The organism is Streptomyces sp. RKAG337 (genome assembly GCF_023701715.1).
In the GTDB taxonomy this organism is placed as follows: Bacteria; Actinomycetota; Actinomycetes; order Streptomycetales; family Streptomycetaceae; genus Actinacidiphila.
On the sequence record NZ_JAJOZA010000001.1, the window covers coordinates 7,044,099 to 7,061,098 of the forward strand.

General features: G+C 70.6%; 10 protein-coding genes. 5 read left to right on the plus strand and 5 right to left on the minus strand.

Translation table 11 applies throughout. From position 1 onward, the window contains the following. Positions 1-167 precede the first annotated feature (167 nt). Together LNW73_RS31150 and LNW73_RS31155 are read left to right on the plus strand one after the other, a co-directional pair. Positions 168-2,204 (plus strand): hypothetical protein, encoded by a 2,037-nt coding sequence (locus tag LNW73_RS31150; protein ID WP_250992228.1) that lies wholly within the window; start codon positions 168-170, stop codon positions 2,202-2,204. Positions 2,205-2,253: 49 nt separating this feature from the next. Next, a complete protein-coding gene (locus LNW73_RS31155) occupies positions 2,254-3,789 on the plus strand; it encodes an ABC transporter substrate-binding protein (protein ID WP_250992229.1) in 1,536 nt (511 codons plus the stop codon). Between the two features lie 58 nt (positions 3,790-3,847). On the opposite strand, the gene LNW73_RS31160 is transcribed toward LNW73_RS31155, so the two are convergent. Both LNW73_RS31160 and LNW73_RS31165 read right to left on the minus strand, forming a co-directional pair. Next, entirely contained in the window at positions 3,848-5,686 is a 1,839-nt protein-coding gene (locus LNW73_RS31160) for an alpha-L-fucosidase (RefSeq protein ID WP_374118228.1), read from the minus strand. Between the two features lie 211 nt (positions 5,687-5,897). Then, positions 5,898-6,854, minus strand: coding sequence for a LysR family transcriptional regulator (locus tag LNW73_RS31165; protein ID WP_250992231.1), 957 nt, complete (start codon positions 6,852-6,854; stop codon positions 5,898-5,900). A 112-nt stretch (positions 6,855-6,966) separates the two neighbouring features. Between LNW73_RS31165 and LNW73_RS31170 the strand changes: the two genes are divergently transcribed. Beyond that, positions 6,967-7,662, plus strand: a complete 696-nt coding sequence (locus tag LNW73_RS31170) for a type 1 glutamine amidotransferase domain-containing protein (RefSeq protein WP_250974337.1) — start codon at positions 6,967-6,969, stop codon at positions 7,660-7,662. A gap of 7 nt (positions 7,663-7,669) precedes the next feature. Continuing rightward, positions 7,670-8,209, plus strand: coding sequence for a TetR/AcrR family transcriptional regulator (locus tag LNW73_RS31175; RefSeq protein WP_250992232.1), 540 nt, complete (start codon positions 7,670-7,672; stop codon positions 8,207-8,209). Positions 8,210-8,245: 36 nt separating this feature from the next. Here LNW73_RS31175 and LNW73_RS31180 read toward each other — a convergent pair whose 3' ends face one another. The 3 genes from LNW73_RS31180 to LNW73_RS31190 all read right to left on the minus strand — a co-directional run bounded on the left by LNW73_RS31180 (position 8,246) and on the right by LNW73_RS31190 (position 13,063). Then, positions 8,246-10,477 carry a HelD family protein gene (locus LNW73_RS31180; RefSeq protein ID WP_250992233.1) on the minus strand — a complete coding sequence of 744 codons (2,232 nt, stop codon included), beginning with the start codon at positions 10,475-10,477 and terminating at the stop codon, positions 8,246-8,248. Between the two features lie 163 nt (positions 10,478-10,640). After that, positions 10,641-11,717 carry a hemolysin family protein gene (locus LNW73_RS31185; protein WP_250992234.1) on the minus strand — a complete coding sequence of 359 codons (1,077 nt, stop codon included), beginning with the start codon at positions 11,715-11,717 and terminating at the stop codon, positions 10,641-10,643. Then, positions 11,714-13,063, minus strand: a complete 1,350-nt coding sequence (locus LNW73_RS31190; RefSeq protein ID WP_250992235.1) for a hemolysin family protein — start codon at positions 13,061-13,063, stop codon at positions 11,714-11,716. Before LNW73_RS31190 ends, LNW73_RS31185 begins: the two co-directional genes overlap by 4 nt. Before the next feature lie 369 nt (positions 13,064-13,432). Between LNW73_RS31190 and dnaE the strand changes: the two genes are divergently transcribed. Next, positions 13,433-16,990 (plus strand): DNA polymerase III subunit alpha, encoded by a 3,558-nt coding sequence (gene dnaE, locus LNW73_RS31195; protein ID WP_250992236.1) that lies wholly within the window; start codon positions 13,433-13,435, stop codon positions 16,988-16,990. The last annotated feature ends 10 nt before the right edge of the window (positions 16,991-17,000 follow it).

Here is a 17,000-nt window from a genome sequence, read left to right on the forward strand (position 1 = left end):
ATGACAGGTGGGGCCCGGCAGTTCCGACTGCCGGGCCCCACCTGACGTACTCGCCGTGCCCGGACCGCCACTCGGTGTGCCCGGGAACGGTCAAAGGCCCTGCCCCGCACGGCTCTTCATGGCACGATGCTGTCTCCGCGATCACGCGCACCGCGAGGGGGACGGGCATGGTGCAGGCGCCGCCCCCTGGGCTGGGCGAGATCGACGCACTGGTGCATGAATGCTGGTCACGGCCGCCCCGGGCACCGGACCGCGCACTGCCGCTGATCGCACTGCTGGGACGGCCGGGCAGTGGCAAGACGTTCGCCCTCGACCACTTCGAGGCGGTGACCCGCGGGGCCCCCGCGGCCCGGGTCGACTTCGCGGCGGCGGACGAACAGCGACCGTACGAGGTCGCCGTGCATCTGGCCTTCCTGCTGGCGCGCAAGCACACCGGGATCAAGCCGCTGCGCTTTCCGCGGCTGCTGCTCGGACTGCTCGCCGTGCAGCCCGAACTGTCGCTGACCGACCGGGAGCAGGCCACCCGCGAACTGCGCAAGGCGTTACGCCAGGCCCGCAGCCGCGGCGCCGCGGTCGACGCGGGCGAGGGGATCAGCTCGATCGTCGACTCGCTCGGCCTGTCGCCGATCCCCGGCACCGACCTGATCATCGGCGTGCTGCTGCGGGGGTTCGAGTACATGCCGACCCGCACCTTCCTCAACCAGACGTACCACTGGTACGGCTCGCTCGGGCCGCCCACCGCGATGGACGAGCTGGTCGAGCTGAACCTGCGCAGCCGCAGCGCGGCGGAGGAACACCGGGAGGCGGTGGACCGGCGGCTGTGCGAGGCGTTCCTCGCCGATCTGCGCGCCGCGTACGGGCACGCGCGCCGGGACCACAACTGCCTGGTGCTGCTCGACAACATCGACCACAGCCACGGCACCCGCTTCCTGGACCTGCTGGTACGGCTGCGCGCCGAGCACGCGGTGTCGCAACCGGGCAGGTACGACCCGCTGCTGATCGTGGCGACCAGTGCCACCACCCGCGCGGTGCCCGGCCCCGCCGACGGCCGGCCCGGCGACCCCTACATCCAGGTGGCCGACCGTGCTTCGTACGCCGACTGGCGGCCCCGCACCGACGCCCCGCCCGCCGACTGGTGGTACCCGGTGCGGCTGCGGGACCTGTACGAGGTCGAGGTGTCGCTCGAGGCGGGACGCCATCCCGTGCACGCCACGCGGCTGGCCCGCGCCACCCCGCTGGTGCACCGGCTCACCTACGGCCACCCCTGGAGCGTCCAGCAGGTGCACACCGCCATCGGCGGACTGCTCGCGGCGGGTGTCTCCGACCGTGATCTGTACGGCCTGCTGGACACCCCGGTGCCGGGGGACGGCGGCGACCCGGTGCGCAGGCCGCCGCTCGGCACCGTGGTCCGCGACTATCTGCTCGACGGGCTGACCACCGACCAGCGGGCCGCGGCCGTACCGGTCGCCGCGGCCAGGACCCCGGCGGCGGCCGTCAACTCGGGGCTGCTCAACGAGCTGTCCGAGCACGCCCGGGACACCGTGATGCTGGAACTGCGCAACCAGCTGTGGCTGTTCACCGCCATCCCCGAGGACGCCAACACCCGTGGCGGACGAGGCCCGTCCGGCTATCTGCTGGCACCCGGAGCCCCCGAGGAGCGGCCGGTCCTGCACCCGTGGCTGCGACTGCTGCTGCTGGAGGAACTCGCCGGACGGCCGGCTGCTCCGGCCGGCGGACCGGCCGCCTGGCAGCAGGCGCACCAAGCGCTGTGTGCCTGGCACGAGCGGCTCAGCCGCCCGCTGGACGCCCTCTACCACCGGCTCGCACTCAACGAACTCGACACGGTGGTCAGGCATTTCGCGCGCGGCTTCGGCGCCGCCGACGCGGTGCCGTGGCTGCGCGAGCTCTACCACGTCACCGCCGCCCCGATGCACCGCGCGCAGCTCACGGACGCGCAGCCGTCGCACAACGCGGGCCAGCTGGCCCGCGAGCACGCGCCGGCCGCGTACGCCGATCCGGTCACCGGCCGTCCGCTCGCCGAGCTGGCGGCCGCGCTGTGGCTCGCGGGCGATCCCCGCAACCGGCTCCCACCGGGCCGCCCGGAACTCAACTACAAGATCAGCGCCATGTTCCGGCAGCTGGCGCTGGCGGCGGACGCCGACACCGACACGCTGCTGGACGAGGCCGCCCGGTTCACCGACTGAGGGCCGAAGCCGGTCCGTCCGATCGATCCCTGCTGAGGAGGAGCGCGTGATGTCGACCCGGGGCCATTGGGTGACCGGCCGTCATCTGTGGATGCGGTGGCCGTGGAACGTGGTGCTGGGCGTGCTGGTGCTCGCACTCGTCGGCGGCACGCTCACCTGGGTGCTGTGGCCGGAGGACACCTCGTGCGCGGACGGGGTCAGGCACGTCGGGGCCGACCGCAGCTGCGTCGGGGTGACGGACGGCTCGTTCCACTTCTCCGACAACCTGGCGGCGGTCTCCGACCTGGTCCACACGCAGAACGTCGCGGTCGACGAGGACAACCGTTCCTTCGTGAGCATCGTGTACCTCATGAACCTGGTCCCCGGCCCCGACGACACCAACACCCCGGACTCCGTACGGCACGAGATCCAGGGCGCGTACGCGGCGCTGTACGAGAAGAACAACACGCTCGGCGGAGGCGACGTCCCCCGTATCCGGCTGCTGCTGGCCAACTGCGGCAGTACCGACGAACAGCGGGACGCCACGCTGGAGGAGATCCGCAGCCGGGTGGGCCCGCAGCACATCGTGGCCGTCGCGGGGCTCGGCACCAGTACGGACGCGACCGCGCGGATGATAGGGAAGGTGACGGGCAGCACGGAGTCCGGCGGGCTGCAGCTCGCAGCGGTCGGTTCCGTCCTCACCGCCGACACGCTCGCCAGCATTCCGGGACTCGTGCGGACCGCCCCGACCAACACCGACGAGGCGGCGGCCGCGGCCTCGTTCCTGAAGCAGCCGCCCTACGCCGCGCTGAAGGTGCTGGTGATACAGGACGCCCGGCCCGACGACCAGTACAGCCGCACCCTCGGCAAGGCGTTCCTGGCGGCCTTCCCGAAGGAGCGGCTGGTCGGCCAGGTCGAGCAGTACGACTCCTCGCAGGAAGGCGTCGCCACCGCGTTCACGACCCGGATGGCCAACCTGTGCGCGGTCAAGCCCGATGTCATCTACTTCGCGGGGCGCGGTGTGAATCTGCCCAGCTTCCTCGCGCCGCTCAAGAACCGGCCTTGCTCCGCCCGCAAGCTCATCGTGCTGTCCGGCGACGATGCCTCGCAGACCGCCCAGGCCGCCGGTTTCGGCGAGATCAAGGAGACCCTGCGCAGCGGCACCGTCCGGCTGCTGTACACCGGTCTCGCCCACCCCGAGGCGTGGGCCAAGCGCCCGGAGTCGTACCCGGCCGGGCCGACGGACAACGCCGGCACTCTCGGTGCGCAGGGCTACTACCGGACGACGTTCCCGCTGGAGGCGCTGGACGACGGCCAGGCGATCATGGGGTACGACGCGGTCACCGCGGCGGTCAAGGGAGCCCGTGAGGTGGGCGGCTCCCCGGAGTCGCACGGCCGGGTGACCGGATCCCAGATGATCCAGATCTGGCAGTCGCTGCACGGGGTCAAAGCGGTGGAGGGGGCGAGCGGGTACATCTCGTTCGCCAACGACGGTTCTCCCCAGGAGAAGGCCGTACCCGTCATCGAGATCGGCCCCGACGGCCTGGTCCACACCCTCGCCGTCTCCTCCCGATCGGGCACTCCGTTCATCCCGAAGAAGAACTGAGCACGGCGGCCGCCATCGAGCCGACCGCCGTGCCCGTCACGCGGTTCGTGTCGTGCGGTCAGGACGGGTAGAGCTGACTCGCCGGCACGATGCGCTGTGCCTCGTCGGGCGCGTACCAGAGCAGCTTCATGGCCGCCTCACCGGTGCGCTCGGTGAAGTCGATGCGGATCGAGTACTTCTTTCCGGCCTGCAGGGTCACGGTGCCGGTGTTGACGGCGGCATCGTGCGGAGTGGTGTTGCTGATGATCTGCTGGCCGTCGACCCAGACCTGCACCGTGTCGTCGGAGACGGTCAGGAAGGTGTACGTCCGGCTGTAGCGGGGCTGGACGGAACCGGTCCACCGTGCCGAGAAGTTGTCGGCCGGGACGGCCGGGGCCGGTGAACCGAGGTAGCGCCAGGCGAAGTTGACCGTCGGGTCGGTCCGCGTCACCTTCGGCGCCCCGCTGAACGAGGTGTTGTCCCAGTACTGCGCGGTCAGCCCGGTGCCGGTACCGTTCGCCGGCTGCGGCGGGGCGTAGGTCAGCTCGATGACGGTGGCGGTCGCGTTGACCGCCGCTCCCGACGGTGTGATGTCGTAGCCGTCACCCGCGGCCTTCACCGTGACCTGCTGGCTGCTGCCCAGCACCCGCGCCCCGGTGATGGTCAGCGGCGCGGTGGCCTTCAGGTGCAGCGGCTTGCCGGCGCCCGGCCAGGTGTAGACCGACGCTTCCAGCTTGTTGCCCGGTGCCGAGGCCACGGCTCCCCAGGCGGGAGTGGCCACGTTCCTGGCCGCGCCCGCGCCGTACACCGCGGCGCCCTGTCCGTTGGCGGAGAGCCAGGAGCCCATCGAGCGCAGCCGGTCGACCGCTCCCGGGGGCACCGCGCCGGTCTTGTCCGGGCCGATGTTGAGGAGGTAGTTGCCGCCGCGCGAGGCGATGTCGACTACGTTGCGGGTCAGGGTGGTCGCGGACTTCCAGTTGGTGTCGTAACTGGCGTACCCCCAGTGGTCGTTGAGGGTCATGCAGGACTCCCAGAGCTGCCCGCCGACCGGGGCCGAGGGGATCTCCTGCTCGGGGGTGCCGTAGTCGCCGTCCACGACCCGTCGCTTGTCGACCCGGTTGTTGATCACCAGGTTGGGGTCCAGGCCGTGCAGATAGGTCTGCAGCGCCTCGCCGTCGGCGGTCGACCACGGGTTCACCGGGTTGTCGGTCGCCCACTCGCCGTCGAACCACAGCACCGCCGGGTGGTAGTTGTCGACGAGCTCCTTGAGCTGGGCGTACATGTCCTTCTTGTACTGCGGGAAGTCGGCCGTGAAGTTCGGGTTGTGCCAGTCCCAGATCGAGTAGTACAGACCGAACTTGATGCCCTGGGAGTCGGCTGCGGCCTTCATCTCGGCCAGGATGTCGCGGCTCTTGCTGAACGACGAATGGTCGCGCAGATTCCAGGTGTTGACCTTCGTCGGCCACATCGCGTAGCCCTCGTGGTGCTTGGCGGTCTGCACGATGTAGCGCTGGCCCGCGTCCTTGGCCAGTTTCACGATCGCGTTCGCGTCGAAGGAGGCCGGGTTGAACTGGGCGGCGATGTCCTCGTACTGCGCCTTGGGTATGGCGCAGTCGCGCTCGATCCACTCGGCGTTCCGGCAGACCGAGCCGTCCGGGCGGGTGTACGTCCCCTGCAGCTGGGAGTAGGCGCCGTAGTGGATGAACATGCCGAAGTGGTCGTCGCGCCACCACTGGGTGCGGGCGCTGGTGAAGGGGTCGTCGTAGGCGTAGTTGGTGCCGGGGCCGGCGGCGGCCGGTGCGGCGGTGGGGGGCGCGGCGGCGGTGGCCGGGCCGCCGGTCAGGCCGATGGCCGTGACCAGGGCGACCACGAAGGCGAGTGCCAGGTGGAGGGTGCGTGCTGAGCGGCTCATGGGCATCTCCGTTGATGCGGGGACAGGGCTCATTCGCAGGACAGAACGAAGGCAGGGCTATGGCAGGGCTATGACAGAACGAGAAGCTTTCATCCGATGTCTAGTGCTGGTCGGCGACAACCGTCAAGGGAAGTTGCCGGATACACGCCGCTCCACGGCAATTTCCCATCCCGCGCTCGCACTTGAAGGGGGAAGTCATCCAATCTTTGACGCGTGACTACCAGGTACGGCCCGCCCGCAGCAGCTGGTCGCGGACCAGGGCGACATGCGGGATTTCACCGGCGCCGGGGCGCTGGGCGAGGTAGGCGGTGTTGATGGGCGGGTCCTCGGGTTCGAGGAGCGCGACGAGGGCCCCGGAGGCGAGTTCGGCGGCGCAGAGGTAGCGCGGCAGGACGGTGACCCCGGCTCCGGCGACGACCGCGGCGAGTACACCGCGAAGATCCGGGACGGTGATGGCGGCCTGGGTGGACAGCCGGGTGCCGAACACATGGCGCCAGTAGCGGCGGGCGATCGGCAGGTCCTCCGCGTAGGTGATCAGCGGGGCGGCGCGCAGCGCGGCCGGACCCTCGGCCGCGACGGTGCCGGAGCCGATCCGCCCGGCCCAGGAGGGTGCCGCGACGAGGACGAACTCCTCGTCCATGAGCGGGACGGCGGTGACGCTGCGGCCGCGCGGCCGGACCGTCGAGATCACGAGGTCGTAGCGGCCGGCGCGGAGTCCTTCCAGCAGGTCGTCGGTGAGGCCGGTGGTGATCCGCAGCCGCACGCCCTCCCCGGTCAGCGGAGCCAGCGCCGGGAGCGCCCGGAGGCAGAGCAGCTCGGCGGGCCCGGCCAGATGCACCGGCTCCGCGGGGGTCCGCCGGTCGGAGTGGTCCCGTCCGGTGACCGCCGCGAGGGCGTCCAGCGGTGCCGAGACATCGGCCGCCAGCTGGTCGGCGACCGCTGTGGACGCGACACCGCGCGGCAGCCGGTCGAAGAGCTGCCGCCCCAGCCGCTCCTCCAGGGCCCGCACCTGGGTCGTCACCGTCGGCTGTGACAGGCCGAGCAGCCTCGCGCCCGCGGTGAAGGAGCCGGCCCGGTGCACGGCCAGGAAGGTCCGCAGCAAGGTGAGGTCCACGGGGGCGGGTACGGATCCCGGTCCCGGCAGCTCCGATCCATCGGGATTCCTATGGGTCATGGTGGTGATTCTATTGGATTTCGATGGATCGGCGGCCTACGTTCGAGATCGACAGCGATCTGACACTCCGCGTACGGAATGTCGGACCGTCGCCCCCACCGAGAGATGTGACATGGCAAAGATCCTGTTCGTGATGACCGGTGCCGACCACTGGACGCTGGCCGACGGCACCAAGCACCCCACCGGATTCTGGGCCGAGGAGGCCGTGGCCCCCTACCGTGCCTTCACCGGTGCCGGCCACGAGATCGTGATCGCCACCCCCGGCGGAGTCGTCCCCACGGTCGACCGGGGAAGCCTCGCGCCGGAGGTGAACGGCGGCCAGGAGGCCGCCGACGCGATCGTCGCCGAGCTCGCCGCGATGACCGCCCTGAAGAAGCCCGCCAAGCTCGAAGAGATCGAACTGGCCGACTACGACGCGGTGTTCTACCCGGGTGGCCACGGTCCGATGGAGGATCTGGCCGTCAACGCCGACTCCGGCCGGCTGCTGACCGCCGCGCTGGACTCCGGCAAGCCGCTCGGAGTGGTCTGCCACGCCCCCGCCGCGCTGCTCGCCGCCACCCGTCCCGACGGCACCTCGCCCTTCGCCGGCTACCGGCTGACCGGCTTCACCAACGTCGAGGAGACCCAGGCGGGCTTCGCCGACAAGGCGAAGTGGCTGCTCCAGGACCGGCTCGTCGAGATCGGCGCGGACTTCCAGGAGAGCGACGCGTGGGCGCCGTACGTGGTCGTCGACCGCAACCTGATCACCGGCCAGAACCCGGCCTCGTCCGTGCCGCTCGCCGCCGAGCTCCTCAAGGCGCTGGGCTGACCGTCCGATGCCCACCGACCGGCTGACCGAGGTACTCGACGCCACCTACACCTGCCTGACCAGGTACGGCGTACGGCGCACCACCATGGACGACATCGCCTCCACGATGGAGGTGTCCCGGTCGGCGGTCTACCAGTACGTCCGAGGCAAGGACGACGCCTTCCGCCGGCTCGCCGAGCGCCTGCACATCCGGGCGCTCGAGCGGGCCCGGCGGGCGGCGGCCGCCGACGTCCCGGCCCCGGAACGGATCCGGGGCATCCTGGCGGCCAGGATCGACCTGGTGCGGGAACTCACCGGGGAATCCCCGCACACCGCCGAACTGCTGGACGGGAAAGCCCGGTTGTTCGGCGACATCTGCCATGACTTCACGACCGACCTGCGCGCCCTGCTGATCGGGGTGTTCGCCGAAGCCGGCACGGGTCCGTCCGACGCGGCCGACGCCGCCGACATCTGTCTCGCCCTGGTCAGGGGACTCGAAGCCACCGAAGACGGTGCGCGGCTGCTCCGCCCGGCCACCGACGCCCTGCTGGCCGGACTGCCGCCCTGACGCCCTGGCCGGCTCCCGGCCCCGCTTCCGGACGGGTCACTCCGCCAGGCCCTCCGGAAGACCGCCGGTGTGCACCACGGCCAGCGACCGGGTGGCACGGGTCAGGGCGACATAGAGATCACTGGCCCCGCGCGCGGAACCGGAGACGATGAGCGCCGGCTCGACGACGATCACCGAGTCGAACTCCAGCCCCTTGGCCTGCCGGGGTTCGAGCAGCACCAGCGGCTGCGTCAGATCGGGCTCCTCGCCCGCCAGCACCCCGGGGAGTTTCCCGGCCAGTGCCTCGTGCAGCGCCCGCGGCGCGATCACCGCGAGCCGGCCGTCGTCCGGGGTCTCCAGGGACGCGGCCTCCGCGACCGTACGGACGAGGTCGTCCGTGACGCACACCCGGGGCCGTACTCCCGTCGAGCGCACCGAGCGCGGCGGCTCGTACGACGGGTCGGCGGCCCGCGCCACACCGGCCGCCAGCTCCATGATCTCGGCCGGTGTGCGGTAGTTGACGCCCAGCCGCACATGGCTCCAGCGGTCGCCGACGTACGGGTTCAGGATCTGCCGCCAGGAGTCGCAGCCCGCCGGATCGCCGGTCTGGGCGGGGTCGCCGACCAGGGTCAGCGAACGGGTCGGGCAGCGGCGCATCAGCAGCCGCCACGCCATCGCGGACAGCTCCTGCGCCTCGTCCACGATGATGTGGCCGAAGGCCCAGGTGCGGTCGGCGGCGGCGCGTTCCGCGGCGCTGCGGCGGTCGGTCTCCTCGTGCCGGTCGGCGAAGCGCTCGGCGTCGATGAGGTCGTGGGCGGTCAGCACCTCGGACTCCCCGTCCTCGAACTCGAAGGAGCGCGAGCCGTAGGACAGTTCCAGAACTCCCTGGGCGTAGGCCACCTGCTCGCCGCGCTCCCGCGCCGCCGCGGCCCGCGCCGCCCGGTCGTCCTCGCCGAGCAGTTCGGCGGCCTCGTCCAGCAGCGGGATGTCGCCGACGGTCCAGTCGCCACCGGTGCGGCGGACCAGCTCGGCGTCCGCGTCCGGCAGCTGGACGGGATCGGCGAGGAAGTCGCCGACCAGCTGCTGCGGGGTGAGGTAGGGCCAGTACGCGTCGATGGCGGCGTGCACCGCGGGGTTGTCGTTCAGCTCGCGGCCCAGCTGCTCGACCTCCTCCGGGCCGAGGAAGTTCTCCCCGTCGTACGGGTCCGCGCCCAGCCGGTCGGCGAGCTGTGCGGTGAGCGCGTCGAGGACGAAGCGGCCGAAGTGGGCGCGGGCGAGGTTGTGCGGCAGGCGGGTCTGGCGCGCGCAGTGCCGGGCGTCCTCGGCGACGGCCCGCTCCAGCAGCAGCGTCTCGCGCTCGTGCTGGATGGGCAGGGCAGGATCGGGGACGGTCTGCCGGTCGCGCAGCACCCGCGCGAGGACATCGGCCATGCCGGCCCGCCCCTTGACGGCGGCGGCCCCGGGGCTGTCCGTCCCGGTGGCGGAGACGCCGGGGAAGAGCTCTCCCACGGTCGACAGCAGCACGCCGGTCTCGCCGAGCGACGGCAGCACCTCGCCGATGTAGCCGAGGAAGGCCGGGTTGGGCCCGACGATCAGCACCGCGCGGCGGGCCAGCTGCTCCCGGTACGCGTAGAGCAGATACGCCGCGCGGTGCAGTGCGACGGCGGTCTTGCCGGTCCCGGGCCCGCCCTCGACGACGAGCACGCCCCGGTGCGGGGCGCGGATGATCTCGTCCTGTTCGGCCTGGATGGTCTGCACGATGTCGGCCATCCGGCCGGTGCGGGCGGCACCGAGCGCGGCGAGGAGCACGGCGTCCCCGCGCGGGTCCTCGTACCCGGTGCGGACCTGGTCGGTGAGGTCCAGGACCTCGTCGTGCAGCGCGGTGACGGTGCGGCCGACGGTGGTGAGGTGCCGGCGACGGCGCAGGCCCATCGGGGAATGCCCGGTGGCGAGATAGAAAGGACGTGCGACGGGGGCCCGCCAGTCCACGACGAGCGGGGTACGGTCCGCGTCGTCCTGCCGGATTCCGATACGGCCGATGTGATGGCGTATGCCATCGGCGAAGTCGATTCGCCCGAAGCAGAGCCCGGACTCCACGGAATTCAGCGCGGAGAGCCGGTCGGTCCGCTCGGTGGCGAGCACATCGCGCTCGAGGCGGGCCTGGAGACCCTTGCCCACCTGGGCAAAGGACGCCTGGACTGCGGTCTCGGCCTGCTCCCGGAGCGTGTCGAGGCGCTCGTAGAGCCGTGAGACGAATTGCTGTTCATTCTGCAATTCCTCGGTTGACAATTCAGCTCCTGACGCGGTACAGTGTCCACATAAGAATTCTCCGCGCTGTTTTGACGCGCGAAGACATGAAACACCTAATATACGCAAGGAAATACCCCGGACGTCAATACGTCCGGGGTATTTTCTGCCCGGAATGATTTCGGGCGGCGCGGCGCGGCGTCCGTCAGCGGGAGGCGGGGGCGGCCCCGGCCGGGCCCGGTGCACCGGGCTGGTCCGCGTCCCGGCCGGTCGCGGCCGGGCCGACCAGTTCCTTGAGGACGTCGGCCATGGTGACGAAGCCGATGCTGCGGCCCTGCTCGTCGACGACCGAGGCGAGGTGGGCCCGGCCCGCGCGCAGGGCGGTGAGGACGTCGTCGAGGGGGCTGGCGGCACTGACCGTGGTGATCGGGCGCAGCGCCGTACGGGGGAACGGCCGGTCCCGCGGCTCGGTGAACAGGGCGTCCTTGACGTGCAGATAGCCCAGCACCCGGCCGTCGCCCTCCGCTACCGGGAAGCGCGAGAAGCCGGACCGGGCGGACAGCTGCTCCAGGTCCTCCGGGGTGATGCCGAGCGGGGCGCGGACGACGCGGTCGGTCGGCAGCGCCACCTCGCCCACGGGCCGGCGGCCCAGCTCCAGGGCGTCCTGCAGACGTTCGGTGGCCCGCGAGTCCAGCAGTCCCGCCAGACCGGCGTCGGTCACCATGCGGGACAGCTGGGCGTCGGAGAAGACCGCCGCGACCTCGTCCTTGGTCTCCACCCGGAGCAGCCTCAGCAGGGTGTTCGCGAAGGCGTTGATCGTGAAGATCACCGGCCGCAGCGCCCGGGTGAAGGTGACCAGCGGCGGGCCGAGCGCGAGCGCGCTGCGCGCGGGAGCGGCGAGCGCGATGTTCTTGGGGACCATCTCGCCGATGAGCATGTGGAGATAGGTGGCGACGGACAGGGCGATCACGAAGGCGATCGGGTGGATAAGCGCGTCGGGCACGTTGGCGGCGTGGAAGACCGGTTCGAGCAGATGCGCGATGGCCGGTTCCGCGACGATGCCGAGCACCAGGGTGCAGACCGTGATGCCGAGCTGGGCGGCGGCGAGCAGCGGTGACAGGTGCTCCAGGCCCCAGATGACGCTGCGGGCGCGCCGGTCCCCTTCGTCGGCGCGCGACTCGATCTGGCTGCGGCGTACCGAGATCATCGCGAACTCGGCGCCGACGAAGAAGGCGTTGACGACGAGGGTCAGGGCGCCGATGAGGAGTTGCAGGGCGGTCATCGGGCGCTCTCCCCGTTCGGTGCCGACCGGGTGTCGGCGGCGGGCGGTGCGACGATCCGGACGCGCGAGGCGCGCCGGCCGGCCGCCTCGGTGACCTCCAGCCGCCAGCCGTCGAGCTCGACGGTGTCCCCGGTGGCCGGGATCCGGCCGAGGCGCTGGGCGACGAGTCCGGCGAGGGTCTCGTAAGGGCCTTCGGGGGCGTGCAGGCCGATCTCCTCCAGCTGGTCGTCGGTGCGGGTCGCGCCGTCCGCGTCGTAGCTCCGCCGGCCGTCGGCGTCCTCGCCGGTGAACGTCAGGTCGGACAGCTCGTGCGGGTCGTGCTCGTCGCGCACCTCGCCGACGACCTCCTCGACGATGTCCTCCAGGGTGACCACACCGGCCGTGCCGCCGTACTCGTCGATGACGACGGCCATCGACTGCTTGCCGCCGAGCCGGTCCAGCAACCGGTCGACGGTCAGCGATTCGGGCACCAGCAGCGGTTCGCGCAGCAGCGAGGTGACCGGGAAGCGCGGGCGGCGCCCGGCGGGGACGGCCAGCACGTCCTTGATGTGGGCGGTGCCGATGACGGAGTCGAGGGTGCCGCGGTAGACGGGGAAGCGGGACAGGCCGGTGGCGCGGGTCGCGTCGGCGACGTCCTCGGCGGTGGCGCGCGAGTCGAGCGCGGTGACCTGGACGCGCGGTGTCATCACGTTCTCCGCGGTGAGTTCCGACAGGTTCAGGGTGCGGACGAACAGCTCGGCCGTGTCGGCCTCCAGCGTGCCGGCCTTGGCGGAGTGCCGGGCCAGCGCCACCAGCTCCTGCGGGCCGCGCGCGGAGGCCAGCTCCTCCGCGGGCTCCAGGCCCATCCGGCGCAGCATCCGGTTGGCGGTGTCGTTCAGATGTCGGATCAGCGGGCCGAACGCGGCGGTGAAGGCGCGCTGCGGGGCGGCGACGGCCTTGGCCACCGGCAGCGGCCGGGAGATCGCCCAGTTCTTCGGGACCAGTTCGCCGACGACCATCAGCAGCACGGTCGACAGCGCGGTGCCCAGCACCAGCGCGGCCGAGGAGGCCGCGGAGTCCGGCAGCCCGGCGGCCCGCATCGGACCGGTGAGCAGCTTGGTGACGGAGCCCTTGGAGAGCATGCCGATCACCAGGCCGGTGACCGTGATCCCCAACTGCGCGCCGGACAGCTGGAGCGTCAGGGTGCGGACGGCCTGCAGTGCGGCGGACGCACCGCGCTCACCGGCCTGCTCGGCGCGTTCCAGCTCGCCGCGTTCGATCGTCGTCAGCGAGAACTCGGCCGCGACGAAGACACCGCAGGCGAGGGTGAGCAGCAGAGCGACCACCAGGAGGAGCACTTCGGTCATCGGGTCACCTCCGTCCCATGATCGGGCAGAGGTGGTCGGTCCGCACGGCACCGGCTACTGGGAGGTTCGTCCATGGAGGGACGCTCACACCTTCCTGGGGTCGTTCCGTCGGAGGACTCGAGCACGCTCATAGTAAAGGAAAGGCAAAGGCGCGGCGTGGCGCGGGGCCTCCCGAGAGTTCGGCGGGTCGCTCACGGCGCCACGCGCGGGCTACCCCACGGTGTTGCGCGAACTCGTTCCGTGATCGCCCCAGGTCACTGTTTCACGCCGTTTTCGATCGAGTGGGAAGGGTCTCCAGGAGGCTTCCGGTGAGGGTGCCGAGGGATAGGGTGGAGGCTTCCCGCGACCCGCCCCGGAGGTGCCTGCCCGGTGTCCGACAGCTTTGTCCACCTGCACAATCACACCCAGTTCTCGCTTCTCGACGGCGCGCAGAAGCTGCCCATCCTCTTCAAGAAGATCGAGGAGGAGGGGATGCCGGCCGTGGCCATGTCGGACCACGGCAACATGTTCGGCGCGTACGAGTTCTTCCAGGTGGCGAAGAGGGGCCCGGTCAAGCCGATCATCGGCATCGAGGCCTATGTGGCGCCGTCCTCGCGGCGCAACCGGAAGCCGGAGTTCTGGGGCCCCGGCGGGCAGCGGGCCGTCTCGGACGACGGCGAGGGCAGCAAGGACGTCAGCGGCGGCGGCCGCTTCACCCATATGACGATGTGGGCCGAGCACGCGCAGGGGCTGCGGAACCTCTTCCGGCTCTCCTCGCTCGCGAGCTTCGAGGGCTTCTACGGCAAGCCCCGTATGGACCGCGAACTGATCTCCCAGCACGCCTCGGGGATCATCGCGACCACGGGCTGCCCCTCGGGCGAGATCCAGACCCGGATCCGGCTCGGCCAGTTCGACGCGGCCCTCCAGGCGGCCTCCGACTTCCAGGACATGTTCGGGCGGGAGAACTACTTCCTGGAGCTGATGGACCACGGCCTGGACCTCGAGCGCAACGTCCGCGAGGACCTGCTCAGGATCGCCAGGGAGCTGAAGATCCCGCTCCTGGCGACCAACGACTCGCACTACGTGCACGAGAGCGAGGCCGACTCGCACGACACGCTGCTGTGCGTCGGCGTCGGCAAGAACAAGGACGACCCGGGCCGCTTCCGGTTCAACGGGACCGGCTACTACATCAAGACCGCGGCCGAGATGCGGGAGCTGTTCTCCGAGCTGCCCGAGGCGTGCGACAACACGCTGCTGATCGCCGAGCGCATCCAGGACTACGACGAGGTCTTCGCCGAGGTCAACCAGATGCCGCAGTTCGTGGTGCCCGAGGGCGAGGACCAGGAGTCCTGGCTGCGCAAGGAGTGCATGCGCGGCCTGGCGATGCGGTACGGCGACCCCATCCCGGACGCCGTCATGGAGCGCTTCGAGACCGAGATGAAGATCATCGGTCCGATGGGGTTCTCCAGCTACTTCCTCGTCGTCGCCGACATCTGCAAGTACGCCCGTGACAACGACGTGCCCGTCGGCCCCGGCCGTGGTTCCGCGACCGGTTCCATCGTCGCGTACGCCACCCGCATCACCGAGCTGTGCCCCCTGGAGCACGGGCTGCTGTTCGAGCGGTTCCTGAACCCCGAGCGCATCAACCCGCCCGACGTCGACCTCGACTTCGACGACCGCCAGCGCGACCGGATGGTGCGCTACGTCACCGAGAAGTACGGGGAGGAGTACACCGCCCAGGTCAACACGTTCGGCACCATCAAGGCCAAGGCCGCGGTCAAGGACTCCTCCCGGGTCCTTGGCTACCCCTTCGCGATGGGCGACCGCATCACCAAGGCGATGCCCGCCGACGTGATGGGCAAGGGCGTCCCGCTCACCGGCATGTTCGACCCCTCGCACCCCCGCTACGGCGAGGCCGGCGAGATCCGGCAGATGTACGACAACGAGCCGGACGTCAAGCGCGTCATCGACACCGCGAAGGGCATCGAGGGCCTGGTCCGCGGCACCGGTGTGCACGCGGCCGCGGTGATCCTCTCGAAGACACCTCTGCTGGACCTGATCCCGATGCACCGCCGGGACAAGGACGGCGTGATCATCACCGGCTTCGACTACCCCAGTTGCGAAAACATGGGGCTGGTCAAGATGGACTTCCTGGGTCTCCGGAACCTGGGCATCATCCATCACGCCCTGAAGATCGTGAAGGAGAACCGGGGGGTCGACCTCAAGACCGAGACCATCCCGCTGGACGACGCCACCACCTACGAACTGATGGCCCGCGGCGACACCCTGGGCGTCTTCCAGCTCGACGGCGGCGCCATGCGCGCCCTGCTGAAGCTGATGGAGCCCACCCGGTTCGAGGACATCGCGGCCGTCCTCGCCCTGTACCGGCCGGGCCCGATGGCCGCCAACGCGCACACCAACTACGCGCACCGCAAGAACGCCCGCCAGGAGATCGAGCCGATCCACCCCGAGCTGCGCGAAGCGCTCGACCCGATCCTGGGCACCACGTTCCACCTGCTCGTGTACCAGGAGCAGATCATGGCCATCGCCCGGGAACTGGCCGGCTACAGCCTCGGCGGCGCCGACCTGCTGCGCCGCGCGATGGGCAAGAAGAAGCCCGAGGTACTGGCGGCCGAGTGGGAGAAGTTCCACGGCGGCATGCAGACCAACGGTTACAGCGAGGAGTCCATCAAGGCGCTGTGGGACGTCATGCTCCCGTTCTCCGGCTACGCGTTCAACAAGTCGCACACCGCCGGCTACGGACTCGTCTCGTACTGGACCGCCTACCTCAAGGCGAACTACCCCGCCGAGTACATGGCGGCGCTGCTCACCTCGGTGGACGACGACAAGGACAAGGCCGCCATCTACCTGGCCGACGCCCGCAAGATGGGCGTCAACGTGCTGCCGCCGGACGTGAACGAGTCCACCGCGGACTTCACCGCCGTCGGCGACGACGTCCGGTTCGGTCTGAAGTCGGTGCGCAACGTGGGCACCAACGTCATCGAGTCGCTGGTCGCCTCCCGCAAGTCCAAGGGCAAGTACACGGCGTTCAGCGACTTCCTCGACAAGGCCGAGATCACCACGCTCAACAAGCGTGCCGTGGAATCCCTGATCAAGGCCGGCGCCTTCGACTCGCTCGGACACACCCGCAAGGGGCTGTCCGCGGTCCACGAGGACGCCATCGACGCGATCATCCCGGTCAAGAAGGCCGAGGCGTACGGGCAGGACGACCTGTTCGGCGCGCTCGACAGCGGTGACGGCGGCGGTGGCGGCGGCTTCGGTCTGGACTTCAAGATCGGTGAGGACGAGTGGCCGCGCAAGCAGCTGCTGTCGACCGAGCGCGAGATGCTGGGCCTGTACGTCTCGGCGCACCCGCTGGACGGGGCCGAGCACATCCTCGCCCGCAACCGTGACACCTCCATCGCCGATCTGGTCGCCTCCGGGCAGACCCAGGGCGTGGTGAAGCTCGCGGGGCTGATCACCACCGTCGAGCGGCGGATGACGAAGCAGGGCAACGCGTGGGCGATCGTGCACCTCGCCGACCGTGACGCGAACATGGAGATCTGCTTCTTCCCCGCCTCCTACCAGCTGGTGCAGCACGCGCTGATCCCGGACACCGTGGTCGCGGTGACCGGACGGATCAACGACCGCGACGGAACGATCAACATCGCCGGTCAGGAACTGATGGAGCTGGACATCTCGTCCGCGGAGTACGGCGGCAAGCCGCCCGTCCAGCTGTTCATGCGGGCCCACAAGCTCAACCAGCCGACGATCAACGAGCTCAAGCGGATCCTGCGCGCCCACCCGGGCGACAGCCCGGTGCGCATGCGGGTCCGCGGGCCGGAGAAGACCACGGTCTTCGAGCTGGGGTTCCTGGTGAACCACGAGACCATCGCCTCCGACATCAAGGGCTCCTTCGGCGCCGAGAGCTGGCTGGGCGTGGCATGACCGGCCAGTG